9 protein-coding genes are annotated in these 13410 nt (G+C 49.3%); 4 read left to right on the top strand and 5 right to left on the bottom strand.

The genetic code is table 11. The features are described 5' to 3' along the window. Positions 1-433 precede the first annotated feature (433 nt). From ITJ87_RS08705 to ITJ87_RS08695, 3 genes are read right to left on the bottom strand one after another with little or no spacing between them, the layout of a single operon-like run. Positions 434-922, bottom strand: coding sequence for an outer membrane beta-barrel protein (locus ITJ87_RS08705; protein WP_117601448.1), 489 nt, complete (start codon positions 920-922; stop codon positions 434-436). Between the two features lie 25 nt (positions 923-947). Beyond that, the gene (locus ITJ87_RS08700) at positions 948-1169 is read right to left on the bottom strand and encodes a hypothetical protein (RefSeq protein WP_005826297.1); all 222 of its coding nucleotides are present in this window, start codon (positions 1167-1169) and stop codon (positions 948-950) included. Beyond that, the gene (locus ITJ87_RS08695; RefSeq protein ID WP_117601447.1) at positions 1169-2599 is read right to left on the bottom strand and encodes a carbon starvation protein A; all 1431 of its coding nucleotides are present in this window, start codon (positions 2597-2599) and stop codon (positions 1169-1171) included. Before ITJ87_RS08695 ends, ITJ87_RS08700 begins: the two co-directional genes overlap by 1 nt. A gap of 122 nt (positions 2600-2721) precedes the next feature. Here ITJ87_RS08695 and ITJ87_RS08690 point away from each other — a divergent pair, with 122 nt between their 5' ends. Continuing rightward, positions 2722-4179 (top strand): glycoside hydrolase family 10 protein, encoded by a 1458-nt coding sequence (locus tag ITJ87_RS08690; protein ID WP_226791125.1) that lies wholly within the window; start codon positions 2722-2724, stop codon positions 4177-4179. Here the strand turns inward: ITJ87_RS08690 and ITJ87_RS08685 are convergent. Beyond that, positions 4163-5371 (bottom strand): hypothetical protein, encoded by a 1209-nt coding sequence (locus tag ITJ87_RS08685; protein WP_117965110.1) that lies wholly within the window; start codon positions 5369-5371, stop codon positions 4163-4165. The two genes, ITJ87_RS08690 and ITJ87_RS08685, sit on opposite strands and share 17 nt — an antisense overlap. A 128-nt stretch (positions 5372-5499) precedes the next feature. On the opposite strand from ITJ87_RS08685, the gene ITJ87_RS08680 reads away from it, so the two are divergent. The 3 genes from ITJ87_RS08680 to ITJ87_RS08670 all read left to right on the top strand — a co-directional run bounded on the left by ITJ87_RS08680 (position 5500) and on the right by ITJ87_RS08670 (position 10558). Continuing rightward, positions 5500-6678, top strand: coding sequence for an ATP-binding protein (locus ITJ87_RS08680; RefSeq protein ID WP_117965112.1), 1179 nt, complete (start codon positions 5500-5502; stop codon positions 6676-6678). A gap of 41 nt (positions 6679-6719) precedes the next feature. Further along, a complete protein-coding gene (gene nifJ / locus ITJ87_RS08675) occupies positions 6720-10277 on the top strand; it encodes a pyruvate:ferredoxin (flavodoxin) oxidoreductase (RefSeq protein ID WP_117601443.1) in 3558 nt (1185 codons plus the stop codon). 92 nt (positions 10278-10369) lie between these two features. Further along, positions 10370-10558 (top strand): hypothetical protein, encoded by a 189-nt coding sequence (locus ITJ87_RS08670; RefSeq protein WP_117601458.1) that lies wholly within the window; start codon positions 10370-10372, stop codon positions 10556-10558. Positions 10559-10620: 62 nt separating this feature from the next. On the opposite strand, the gene ITJ87_RS08665 is transcribed toward ITJ87_RS08670, so the two are convergent. Further along, on the bottom strand, positions 10621-13380 hold the full coding sequence (locus ITJ87_RS08665; protein WP_117965114.1) for a substrate-binding domain-containing protein: 2760 nt from the start codon (positions 13378-13380) through the stop codon (positions 10621-10623). Between the last annotated feature and the right edge of the window lie 30 nt (positions 13381-13410).

The raw sequence follows: 13410 nt of genomic DNA, 5'->3' as shown, positions 1-13410 counted from the left end.
ATTTCGTAAGACTATAGAAGGAATACATGCAATAGCGGCATGAGAAAAGGAAAGATAACGGCTAAATCGGCACTGTATCGCCACTGCAAAGTTACTGCATTCCTTTTGCAGTGATACTGCAACACCTTTGCAGTGATGCTGCAACACCTTTGCAGTGACGCTGCAACACCTTTGCAGTGGCATTGCAAAAAGTTGGCAGGACTTTGCAGTAAGAAAGAGCTGATAACTAAGATAATAGCATCAATGAAAGACGTATGCAGTACAATCGGAATGGGAACGAAAATGGGCGTGATAGATACTTGTAAGAATATTTATCTATCACACCCATCTATCACGCGACAAGCCATTTGTAGTCAGGCGAATACCCCCCTCGCGTGATAGCATGACAGATGTTTTGCAAAAACAAACTCTGTGGAGGAGTAGCAAAATGAGATTAGAAATAGAATCCGAAACCTACCTTCAGGCCGAATTTAGAACGGTCGTCGTTAATATTCCAGTAAGCGGCAGGTTCGATGGTCACCGTACGCGTCAGGAAAAAAGCATAACCGGCTTCCAGACCGAAAGAGAACTTGGTATCATCCAAATCATGTCCCCAGTCCCAACGGTCTACATTGACATCGGCACCCAGATACACGCCAATCTTGTCGAAATAATAACGTCCGCCTACACCCAACGTATAGACATCGAGGTCAGACCCTCCGGAATTCCAAGCAGCTCCGGCATGCACCAGCAAAGCCACATTGTCGAGCAGGAAAGCACCTCCTTTGGCTTCAAGCCCGAAACTTGTCTTGTCGGTTCCCGTGTCATGAGAGAATTCCAAACCGGTGATGGACGGATTCAAAATCCACTTACCTTTTTCAAACTGTGCCTGAGCTGCCACTGTGACAACAAGCAAGCAAACGAATAATGCCAGTTTTTTCATCTTGTTCTGTTTTTTGAGTGAATAATCAATGTTGTTTATTGTCTTCTTCGAATCGTTTGCGTTGTAGCGCCTCCTTCTTACGAAGTACCAGCCACAACACAAATACAATGAGATACGAGGCAGCTACAGTGACATACTTCTCAGTATCGCTGATTTCCGTATTGCGGGGAAGGAAATAAGCGGCAGTAGCAGAAACGTAAATAAGCAGGGCCAACGTAAGCCCGGTAGATTTCTTTATTTTTTTCATTACCAAAGTTTTTTAGTCGTCTTGAAATACCAGATATTAAACCAGAAGCCGGCCAATACAGCAGCCAAAAGAGCTATCGGCAGCGCATACTGCGGCTGAAGTCCGAGTCCTTCGGGAGCAATGCAAATATAAGTGGTGCATACAGCCGTCATGAACAATGCGGGAAAATAGGTGATATAAAAATAATGCCCTTTTTTCTCACGCACCAGATAAACGGTAATTGCCCACAAGGTGAAAACAGACAAAGTCTGGTTGGCCCAAGCAAAATAGCGCCAAATCATATCAAAGCCATCCTTGTCGCGCAGGCTGTAAAGCAACAACCCGATGGCCACCAGGAACATCGGTATGCAGATATATAAACGACTACGCATGGATTTTTGTTCCATTCCCAAGAAATCAGCCACGATAAGACGTGCCGAACGGAAAGCCGTATCACCACTGGTAATAGGGGCGGCAATGACACCCAGAATAGCCAATACTCCACCTACGGCGCCCAGCCAGTCTTTTGTAATGGCATCTACAATAATGGAGGCATTCGTCTCTTCCATGCCATTCTGATGGAAAAAGTAAGTGGCGGCGGCAGCCCAAATCAAAGCTACAATGCCTTCGGTTATCATGGCTCCGTAGAAGACGGGACGTCCGTGGCGTTCACTTGTCATGCAGCGTGCCATGAGAGGGCTTTGAGTAGCATGAAAGCCACTGATTGCACCACAAGCTATACTGACAAACATAATAGGGAAGATAGGCAACAAAGCCGCATTGGGATGTGTATTCTGCAAGCCGTTCCATATTTCAGGCAACTCGGGATGGTTGACATAGAGCATCACCAAAATACCGACAGCCATAAACAGCAAGGCTATGGCAAACAACGGATATATCTTGCCGATAATCTTATCTACTGGCAACAAGGTAGCCAGAATATAATAAGCAAATACTACAATAATCCAGAAAGTGGTATCCAAGCTGTCGGGGGTCAGCTTGGCAAGCAGTCCGGCAGGGCCTGCCACAAAGACAGCTCCCACCAATATCATCAGGACAACGGTGAAGCCACGCATCACCTGCTTAGTGGTCAACCCCAAATAACGTCCGATGATTTCCGGCAGGCTTTCCCCGTCATGCCGCAAGGAGAGCATACCGGCAAGATAGTCGTGCACTGCACCGGCAAAGATACTGCCAAGTACAATCCACAGATAGGATGCCGTGCCGAACTTGGCTCCCATGATGGCGCCGAAGATAGGTCCCAGTCCGGCTATATTAAGAAACTGTATCATGAAAATCTTCCAAGTAGGCAGTGGAATGTAATCCACACCATCGGCTCTTGTAAGGGCAGGTGTTTTGCGGTCATCGGGACCGAAGACGCGTTCTATAAAGCGTCCATAGATAAAATAGCCGGCTATCAACGCCAGCAGGCAAAGCGTAAATGTAATCATGGCGTGTTAATATCTTTAATCTATGCAAATGTAACAGTTTCCAAGTAAACAGCACAAAATAATCGGGTGTTTTGCTTATCTTCGCCGAGAAAAATGATAGAAATAAAGAAGAAAAGAGAAAAATGAAACGAATTATTTCCATTTTACTATATATAGCCATCTTGCTGCCGCTTGCCGCACAACCGCCCAAACATGAAGTACGTGCCGCCTGGATAACCGCCGTCTATGGGCTGGACTGGCCGCAGACACGCGCCACTTCGCCCGAAAGCATCCGCAAGCAGCAGGCCGAACTGATTGAAATATTGGACAGACTGAAAGCCGCCAACTTCAACACCGTACTGTTCCAGACCCGTACACGGGGAGATGTCCTCTACAAATCGGCCATCGAGCCCTACAACTCCATACTGACCGGAAAGGTAGGCGGCGACCCCGGCTACGACCCGCTGGCTTTTGCCATAGCCGAATGCCACAAGCGCGGCATGGAGTGCCATGCCTGGATGGTGACCATTCCTCTGGGCAACCGCAAGCATGTGGCAGCCCTCGGTAAAGAGTCCGTCACCAAAAAGAAACGCGCCATCTGCGTACCCTACAAACGCGAATACTTCTTGAATCCCGGACATCCGCAAACCAAAGAGTACCTGATGAGCCTTGTCCGCGAAGTGGTGGAACGCTACGATGTAGACGGGGTACACTTCGACTACCTGCGCTATCCGGAAAACGCCCCCCGTTTTCCCGACAGCTACGACTACCGCAAATACAGCAAAGGACGCAGCCTTGCCCAATGGCGCAGAGACAACCTGACGGAAATAGTGCGCTATATATATAAAGGTGTAAAAGCCATGAAACCCTGGGTAAAAGTCAGCACCTGCCCGGTAGGAAAATACAAAGACACTTCCCGCTACCCTTCCCGTGGCTGGAATGCCTTCCACACCGTCTATCAGGACGTGCAGGGTTGGCTGGGCGAGGGCATCCAGGACCAGATTTATCCGATGCTCTATTTCCGTGGCAATCATTTCTATCCCTTTGCCCTTGACTGGCAGGAACAAAGTAACGGACGCCAAATCATTCCCGGTCTGGGCATCTACTTCCTCGACCCCAGCGAAGGGAACTGGACGCTGGACGAGATTGAACGGCAGATGCACTTTATCCGCGCCCACGGTCTGGCGGGCGAGGCACACTACCGCGTGAAGTATCTGATGGACAATACGCAAGGGCTTTATGATGCGCTGGAAGAAGACTTCTATACCGCCCCGGCCCTGCAGCCCGCCATGCCGTGGATAGACAATGTAGCTCCTACACCTCCCGCCGGACTCACGGTGGAAACACCGGAAAACGGCTATTGGAAACTAAGCTGGCAACCCGCCACGGATAATGACAAGCGGAATGTTCCGATGTATGTAATCTACGGTTCGGACACCTATCCCGTAGATACCTCCAATCCGGAGAATATCCTGGCACAACGAGTACAAGGCACGGAATATACCTATGCCCCCATCCGCCCGTGGACTGCCCGAAAATATTTTGCCGTGACAGCCATAGACCGTTGCGGAAACGAAAGCAAAGCTATTCAGCAGCAGTGACACAGACAAAAGCCCGGTAACGGCTCTTCGGAGTGACCGGAACCAGAGGCAGATAGCCGGAAACAACCCTGCCGTCCTTCACCACCAGCGGATAACTTTGCGCATCCTGCTCATGCCGCTCCATCAAAGCTTCATGGGTCGGAAAGCAATCGATGGAGAAATGTCCCTCCCCACCGGGGACAATGAAATGATCACTAAGCACATGGGAAACGATTCCCATATTCATCCGTAGATTTATTTCGACATGGGGGTTGATGGCATACGGATGCCCTTCCTTCTGACGGCAGACCATCATGTCCACACCCAAAAAACCCGTATAAGATGTAGCATAACCCGTTTCCAATGCCTTCTGCATCATATTGCGTATGCGCACAAATGCTTCAAAGGGCACATATTGCTGAATCCATTCCTCCACTTGCCCATCTGAAGTAAGGATATTACCACGATAAGCCCCCTTGTCATCCGTAACAAAACGGGAATAGCCGACAAAAAGAAGCTTTCCCCGGCCATCCGAATAAAATTCCATGGCAAAATCTTCCACCTTATCAAATATAGGCTCCATCACAAAACCTCCATTTTCTTTCAGCGCCCTACTACACCAATCGGAAACATTTTTCGTAAAGCCATGACGGCACCAACACAATCCCTTCCCACTTCCCGACCAAAGTGATTTAAACACACATCCCTCTTTGTAACGACCAATAATATCCAGAGAGATAGCCGTAGTTCCACCATCAGCCTCCACCAAGCAACAACCGTCACCACAAGTATAATCTATTTTATTGGAATAGAAAAGTGCACGAAAAGCCAAAGCGTTACTACGGGCAGCCTTCATACGATATTTATCCAAAGCATCCGGCGTAGGAAGATTCCTTTCCAGAACACCGCCTTTCAACATCCGTTTACGGATAGCGGGATTCCATCCCCAAGGCATTACCCGCACATCAGCATAATCGGGCAGCTCCGGCTCTGTCACCAAATGTACATCCAGCCGGAACAACTGTTGCATCTGTTTCAGATAATCTGCATTATAGGCGGAAGGGGCCAGTACCCCACTACCCGGCCGGGCATACCAAATCGGTAACAAAGCCAGGTCTTCAGCCATACGGCGGATGGTAGCGGGCGCCATATAATTTTCTTCATTATTTCCCAATGCCATATCTGCATCAGGATTGAACACATAAAGTTTCATCTTTCAAATGTTAACCAATTACTCACGTTTTGTATGAGAGTGCAAAGTTATATAATATTTTGCCATCTCTACTTTGCAAATCTATAAAAAAGCCGTATATTTGTCGCCCGATAAACCGAATTTAAAGCATGGAAGCATTTTACCGTACACACGCTTATCTCGTAGAGCATACCAATGCCCCCGTACGCCGCGACCTAATGGACGAAATAGACTGGAATGACCGTCTTATCGGTATCAAAGGCACAAGAGGCGTAGGTAAGACTACTTTCTTGCTGCAATATGCCAAAGAGAAATTCGGCACAGACCGCTCCTGCCTCTTCATCAACATGAACAACTTCTACTTCTCCGGACATGGCATCGTGGAGTTCGCCGCCGAATTCCAGCGCCGCGGAGGAAAAGTGCTGTTGATAGACCAAGTATTCAAATACCCGGAGTGGAGCAAGGAGCTGCGCATATGCTACGACCGTTTCCCCAACTTGAAAATCGTATTCACCGGTTCCTCCGTAATGCGCCTGAAAGAAGAGAATCTGGAGTTGCGCGACATTGTGAAAAGCTACAACCTGCGCGGCTTCTCCTTTCGCGAATACCTGAACTTGCAGACGGGCATGAAGTTCCATGCCTATCCGCTGGAAGAAATTCTGAGCAACCACGAACAGATAGCCAAAGGCATCCTCTCCAAAGTACGTCCATTGGACTACATGCAAGACTATATGCACCACGGCTTCTACCCATTCTTCCTTGAAAAGCGTAACTTTTCGGAGAATCTGCTCAAGACGATGAACATGATGGTGGAAGTAGACATCCTGCTTATCAAACAAATTGAGCTGAAATACCTTTCGAAGATAAAGAAATTACTATATTTGTTGGCCGTGGACGGGCCGAAAGCGCCGAATGTCAGCCAACTGGCAAACGACATACAGACCTCCCGCGCCACAGTAATGAATTACATCAAGTATCTGGCAGACGCACGGCTCATCAATATGGTCTATCCTAAGGGAGAAGAATTCCCCAAGAAGCCGTCGAAGATAATGATGCACAATTCAAATCTGATGTATTCCATCTATCCCGTCAAGGTGGAAGAACAAGACGTATTGGACACTTTCTTTGCCAACACAATGTGGAAGGACCACAAAGTGAACAAGGGCGACAAGAACATCTCATTCATGGTAGATGAGGTGATGCCTTTCAAGATTTGTCCGGAAGGAACAAAGATAAAGAATAATCCGGGAGTTACTTATGTACTGCATAAGGCGGAAATAGGCCGAGGCAACCAAATACCTCTCTGGTTATTCGGTTTCTTGTATTAAGAGAGAGATTTTTTCACTTAAATAAATAATTCAATTTAGTTATGACTAAACAGAAGAAATTCATTACTTGTGATGGTAACCAGGCTGCTGCACATATCTCGTATATGTTCTCCGAAGTAGCTGCCATCTACCCCATCACCCCCTCTTCTACGATGGCTGAATACGTAGACGAATGGGCTGCCGCAGGTCGCAAGAACATCTTCGGCGAAACAGTATTGGTACAGGAAATGCAGTCAGAAGGCGGTGCTGCAGGTGCCGTTCACGGCTCTCTGCAAGCCGGTGCGCTGACTACCACTTACACAGCTTCACAAGGTCTGTTGCTGATGATCCCTAACATGTACAAGATTGCCGGTGAATTCCTGCCTTGTGTATTCCACGTATCAGCACGTACATTGGCAAGCCATGCACTGTGTATCTTCGGTGACCACCAGGACGTAATGTCTACCCGTCAGACCGGTTTTGCCATGTTGGCCGAAGGCTCTGTACAGGAAGTTATGGACTTGGCCGGTGTAGCTCACTTGGCTACTATCAAGAGCCGTGTTCCGTTTGTCAACTTCTTCGACGGTTTCCGTACTTCTCACGAAATCCAGAAGATTGAAATGCTGGAGAACGAAGACCTCGCTCCGCTTATCGACCAGGAAGCTTTGGCTGAATTCCGCGCACGTGCATTGAACCCGATGAACCCGGTTGCCCGTGGTATGGCCGAAAATCCTGACCACTTCTTCCAACACCGTGAATCTTGCAACAACTACTATGAAGCAGTTCCGGCTATCGTTGAGGAATACATGAACGAGATTTCCAAAATCACAGGCCGCAAGTACGGTTTGTTCGATTACTATGGTGCAGAAGATGCAGAACGCGTTATCATCGCCATGGGTTCTGTAACAGAAGCTGCCCGCGAAGCTATCGACCACCTCGTTGCCAATGGCGAAAAGGTAGGTTTGGTTGCCGTCCACTTGTATCGTCCGTTCTCTGCCAAGCACTTCCTTGCCGCCGTTCCCAAGACAGCCAAGAAGATTGCCGTACTGGACCGTACGAAAGAACCGGGTGCTAACGGCGAACCGTTGTACCTCGACGTAAAAGACTGCTTCTACGGTGCAGAGAATGCTCCGGTTATCGTAGGCGGCCGTTACGGTTTGGGATCCAAGGACACTACTCCCGCGCAAATCCTCGCCGTTTACAAGAACCTGGCTATGCCGATGCCGAAGAACCACTTCACTATCGGTATCGTAGACGACGTTACCTTCACTTCTCTGCCCCAGGAAGAAGAAATCGCATTGGGCGGCGAAGGCATGTTCGAAGCCAAATTCTACGGTTTGGGCGCTGACGGTACAGTAGGTGCCAACAAGAACTCTGTGAAGATTATCGGTGACAATACCGACAAGCACTGCCAGGCTTATTTCTCTTACGACTCCAAGAAATCAGGCGGTTTCACCTGCTCACACTTGCGTTTCGGTGATACTCCTATCCGCTCTACATACCTGGTAAACACGCCTAACTTCGTGGCTTGCCACGTTCAGGCTTACCTGCACATGTACGACGTAACCCGCGGCTTGCGTAAGAACGGCTCTTTCTTGCTGAACACCATCTGGGAAGGCGAAGAGCTGGCCAAGAACCTGCCTAACAAGGTGAAGAAGTACTTTGCACAGAACAATATCACTGTTTACTATATCAATGCTACTCAGATTGCACAAGAAATCGGTTTGGGCAACCGTACCAACACCATCCTGCAATCCGCATTCTTCCGTATCACCGGCGTTATTCCGGTTGACCTGGCTGTAGAACAGATGAAGAAGTTCATCGTTAAGTCTTACGGCAAGAAGGGTGAAGACGTTGTCAACAAGAACTACGCAGCAGTTGACCGTGGCGGCGAATACAAGCAACTGACCGTTGACCCGGCTTGGGCCAATTTGGCAGACGACGCCAAGGCTGAAAACAACGATCCTGCATTCATCAACGAAGTGGTTCGTCCTATCAACGCACAAGACGGTGACTTATTGCCGGTATCTGCATTCAAGGGTATTGAAGACGGTACTTGGGAACAAGGTACTGCCAAATATGAGAAACGTGGTGTAGCTGCATTCGTTCCCGAATGGAACGCTGAAAACTGTATCCAGTGTAACAAGTGTGCATACGTTTGTCCTCACGCTTCCATCCGTCCGTTCGTACTCGATGCTGAAGAGCAGAAGGGTGCCAACTTCACTCAACTGAAGGCTGTAGGTAAAGCATTCGACGGTATGACATTCCGTATTCAAGTAGACGTTCTCGACTGTCTGGGTTGCGGCAACTGTGCCGATGTTTGTCCGGGCAACCCGAAGAAGGGTGGCAAGGCTCTGACTATGAAACACCTCGAAAGCCAATTGCCGGAAGCTGCTAACTGGACCTACTGTGCTGAAAACGTAAAAAGCAAACAACACTTGGTTGACATCAAGGCCAACGTGAAGAACTCCCAGTTCGCTACTCCGTTGTTCGAGTTCTCAGGCGCTTGCTCCGGTTGTGGTGAAACTCCGTACGTTAAACTGATTTCCCAGTTGTTCGGTGACCGCGAAATGGTAGCCAACGCAACAGGATGTTCTTCCATCTACTCCGGTTCAGTACCTTCTACTCCTTATACTAAGAACGAAAAGGGTCACGGTCCTGCTTGGGCAAACTCATTGTTCGAGGACTTCTGCGAATTCGGTTTGGGTATGGAGCTTGCCAACGAAAAGATGCGCGCTCGTATCGTGAAGGCTATGGAAGATGCCATCGCAGCAGAAGGAACTCCGGCTGAATACAAAGAAGTATTCCAGGCTTGGATTGAAAACATGTACGATGCAGACAAGACCAAGGAACTGGCCGAAAAGATCATCCCGATGGTAGAAGCAGCCAAAGACAAATGCGACAGCTGCAAGACTATCGCCGGTCTGTCTCAATACCTGGTTAAACGCAGCCAGTGGATTATCGGTGGTGACGGTGCCTCTTACGACATCGGTTACGGTGGTCTCGACCATGTAATTGCAAGCGGTAAGGACGTCAACATCCTCGTACTGGATACTGAGGTTTACTCCAATACAGGTGGTCAGTCTTCCAAGGCTACTCCGGTAGGCGCCATCGCCAAGTTTGCCGCTGCCGGTAAACGCGTACGTAAGAAAGACCTCGGTCTGATGGCTACTACTTACGGTTATGTATATGTTGCTCAAATCGCTATGGGTGCCGACCAGGCTCAAACCTTGAAGGCTATCCGCGAGGCAGAAGCATATCCCGGCCCGTCACTCATCATCGCTTACGCTCCGTGTATCAATCACGGTCTGAAGGCAGGCATGGGCAAGAGCCAGGCAGAAGAGGAAAAGGCCGTTAAGTGCGGTTACTGGCACTTGTGGCGTTACAACCCGGCTTTGGAAGCCGAAGGCAAGAATCCGTTCACGCTGGATAGCAAGGAACCGGATTGGAGCGGATTCCAAGACTTCCTGAAGGGTGAAGTTCGTTACGCATCCGTAATGAAGCAATATCCGCAGGAAGCCGAAGAGCTGTTCAAGGCCGCCGAAGAAAACGCTAAATGGCGCTACAACAGCTACAAGCGTCTTTCCAAAGAAAACTGGGGCGCTGAAGTTACAGAGTAATTCCTTAATTACTAAATAGAAAATAGAGGCTGTTCCCGAACCGGATGCAGCCTCTATTTGTTTTAAATAAAAACATTAAATATCAAAAAGTTATGATCGGATTTATTATTTGGGTTATTGGGGTGGTCCTTGCAGTCAAGGCTGTACTCGAAATCATGAGATGGCCGGTAGACGGAGTAAAGAAGCTCTTGGTCGCAATCATCATCCTGCTCACAAGCTGGATTGGAATCTGTGTTTACTACTTCTGGGGAAGAGAAAACCTGCCCCAAATACTGAAATAAGTTCCGGTATCATCAAACAGAAGTAAACAAACGTGTATTAAGAACAAGGGGATAGGCAATAGCTATCCCCTTCTTTTCAGAAACTCGGTAGGACTCTCCCCAAACTGTTCCTTATAGCATTTTGTGAAATAGGAAGGTGACGAAAAGCCTACTTCATAAGCAATCTCCGCTACTGTCATATCAGAGGAGGCAAGCAGTGAGGCAGCCTTTTTCAACCTCATCTGGCGCAGCAGCTCATTCGGCGAATAGTTGGTCAGCGATTTCAGCTTACGGTAAAGCTGCACACGGCTCATACCCATATTCCGTCCCAAATCCTCCACATTGAGTTCCGCATCTTTCATCCTCTCCTCGACAAGCGATTTGAAGCGGGAGACGAAACCCTTATCCAAATCACTGATGGCTTCCTTCTCGATAGTCTGGTTATCTCCGAAGAACTGCCTCAACTGACGGCGGTTTGCAATAAGATTGCGGACACGAGACAAGAGCAGCTGCGAATTGAACGGCTTGGAAATATAAGAATCGGCACCACCGTCATAGCCCTGGATACGCTGTTCGTCCAGCGAGCAGGCCGTCAGCAGAATCACCGGGATATGGCATGTCTGCAACTCGCTCTTCAAACGGCGGCAACATTCCACACCATCCATACCGGGCATCATTACATCCGAGATAATCACATCCGGCACATACCTCATGGCCAGCCTGATACCCTCTGCCCCGTCCGCCGCATCCAATACACGGAATTCGTTCGACAACAGCGACTTCACATAGCTGCGGATATCCGCATTATCGTCAATTACCAGCACAGTAGGACAATCGGCCTCAACCACCTCTTCGCCTGCCTTCACTTCCGTATCTATCAGGGTGGACGACACGTCCTGCTCTTCGGCAGGCAACGTCACTATGGTGGGATGGTACTGCGAAACATCCTGCTGTGGGAAAGTGACGGTGAAAGTAGTACCTTTCTCGTCACTGCGTGCCGCAATGTTACCGCCATGCATCTCTACAAAGGCACGTACCAGCGCCAGTCCGATACCAGTACCGGCCTGATGCCCGTCCACTTGATAGAAGCGCTCGAAGATAGCTTCCACATCGGTCGAAGAAATGTAGCTGCCGGAATTGAAGACGGACAGACTATAGTTCTGTTCCGACTTTAACAACCGTACGATGACTTTCCCATTCTCCGGCGTATACTTCACGGCATTGGAGAAGAGATTGAAGTAAATGCGCTCCATCTTCTCCGCATCTGCCATCATCCGGAAGTCCGTATCGGGAGATGCCTCAAAGCTGAAAGCAATATGTTTCTTCAGCAACGCCATGCGGAAAGAGTCGTTCCAGCCCCGGAAGCTGTCGAGCAAATCAAAAGGTTCGAGATGGAGCTCCATGCGCCCGTTCTCCACCTTCCGGAAATCAAGTATCTGGTTGACCAGGCGAAGCAGGATATGCACATTCTTTTTCATCAGCTCGAGGAGCTGGCGCGGCTGTCCGTCGAGGGTGCGGTTGGCAAGAAGCTGCTCTATGGGATCGGCTATCAGCGTCAGCGGAGTACGGAAATCGTGTGAAATATTCGTGAAGAACACCAGCTTGGCGTGCGTAGCCTCCTCCAGTTCATGGGAAAGCTGTTCCAACTGCGACTTCTGCACTTCCAACAGTTCCTTCTGCTGTATCAACTGAGTTTTCTGTTCTTCCAGTTTCTTTTTCTGCATGGACAGCTCACGGTTCAACCGGTTCTTGGCACGCAAGGAGAGGTAGACAGCCACCAACAAACCGACCAGCAACAATAGGGCGGACAGACTACCGTACAAGACAACCTGCTGCGTGGCATAACTGGCCAAATACTGGTTTATCTTTCCGTTCAGGGTTTCTATCTTTCCATCTAGGGTGCCGATGTGGGCGGTCTGCATCTTCATGATGAGAGCATTGTCGCGGTCGACGACGGAAGTGCCCAGGATAGTTTCACGGGGAAAATCACGCTTGTTCAGGATATCCATGGCAATCTGCATCACGCGGTCACCACCGGTAGGATATATAAACGTGGCATCCAGTTCGCCGGCAAGCACTTTCTCCACTCCATAGTCCTTGCCGGGCAGGGCATCTATGCCGATGAACCGCATATCCTTTTCCCGCCCCTCTCGGGCAGCGGCAGCATAGGCTCCGGCCGCCATACGGTCATTCTGAGCATACACCAGGTCGATATGCGGAAAGCGGCTCAGCAGGGTATCCATTTTCTCTCCGGCCTTGAGTTGCAACCAGGCACCGTCTTCAACGGCCAGCAACCGGATACCGGGATAAGCGGATATAGCCTTCACAAATCCTTGATGACGGTCTACGGCAGGTGTGGAGCCCACCAAACCTGAGATTTCCACCACATCTCCCTGCCCATGCAGCACATTGGCCACATACTCTCCCACAGCTTTCCCTATCTCGTAGTTGTCTGCACCGACGTAGGCCGTGTATTTGTCCGAAAGGATTTTACGGTCCACTACAATCACCGGAATGCCCCGGTTGTATGCCTCCTCCACAACCGGAGTTATCGGAGTGGCTTCATTAGGGGCCACAATCAGCAGGTCCACCCCTTCGGCTATCAGTTCACGAATATCTTTTGCCTGACGGTCATTATCGTCGACGGCAGTACGGATGTCCACCTCCACATCCTCGTAGAAATGGGCTTCACGGAGTATCTCACTGTTCATCTGGCGCCGCCATTCATCCTCGCTACATTGGGAAACGCCGATACGGAAACGTGCCTCGCGCCGGGAGCAGGCAACCGCCACTCCCCAAAGCACGAGCAGAAAGAATAAAATCCGAAGGTTATGCTGTCTCATCTTCACTTTCCTCTGATTTAAGATTGCAGA

It is taken from the genome of Bacteroides sp. HF-162 (assembly GCF_015679285.1).
Lineage (GTDB): Bacteria > Bacteroidota > Bacteroidia > Bacteroidales > Bacteroidaceae > Bacteroides > Bacteroides uniformis.
The sequence above is the reverse complement of the archived record's forward strand: the minus strand, read 5'-3'. Positions and strand labels throughout refer to the sequence as shown.

Excerpts from the sequence above, each read along its gene's own strand:
- ITJ87_RS08705 (WP_117601448.1), bottom strand. The coding sequence starts at position 922 with ATGAAAAAACTGGCATTATTCGTTTGCTTGCTTGTTGTCACAGTGGCA.
- ITJ87_RS08700 (WP_005826297.1), bottom strand. The coding sequence starts at position 1,169 with ATGAAAAAAATAAAGAAATCTACCGGGCTTACGTTGGCCCTGCTTATT.
- ITJ87_RS08695 (WP_117601447.1), bottom strand. The coding sequence starts at position 2,599 with ATGATTACATTTACGCTTTGCCTGCTGGCGTTGATAGCCGGCTATTTT.
- ITJ87_RS08690 (WP_226791125.1), top strand. The coding sequence starts at position 2,722 with ATGAAACGAATTATTTCCATTTTACTATATATAGCCATCTTGCTGCCG.
- ITJ87_RS08685 (WP_117965110.1), bottom strand. The coding sequence starts at position 5,371 with ATGAAACTTTATGTGTTCAATCCTGATGCAGATATGGCATTGGGAAAT.
- ITJ87_RS08680 (WP_117965112.1), top strand. The coding sequence starts at position 5,500 with ATGGAAGCATTTTACCGTACACACGCTTATCTCGTAGAGCATACCAAT.
- nifJ (WP_117601443.1), top strand. The coding sequence starts at position 6,720 with ATGACTAAACAGAAGAAATTCATTACTTGTGATGGTAACCAGGCTGCT.
- ITJ87_RS08670 (WP_117601458.1), top strand. The coding sequence starts at position 10,370 with ATGATCGGATTTATTATTTGGGTTATTGGGGTGGTCCTTGCAGTCAAG.
- ITJ87_RS08665 (WP_117965114.1), bottom strand. The coding sequence starts at position 13,380 with ATGAGACAGCATAACCTTCGGATTTTATTCTTTCTGCTCGTGCTTTGG.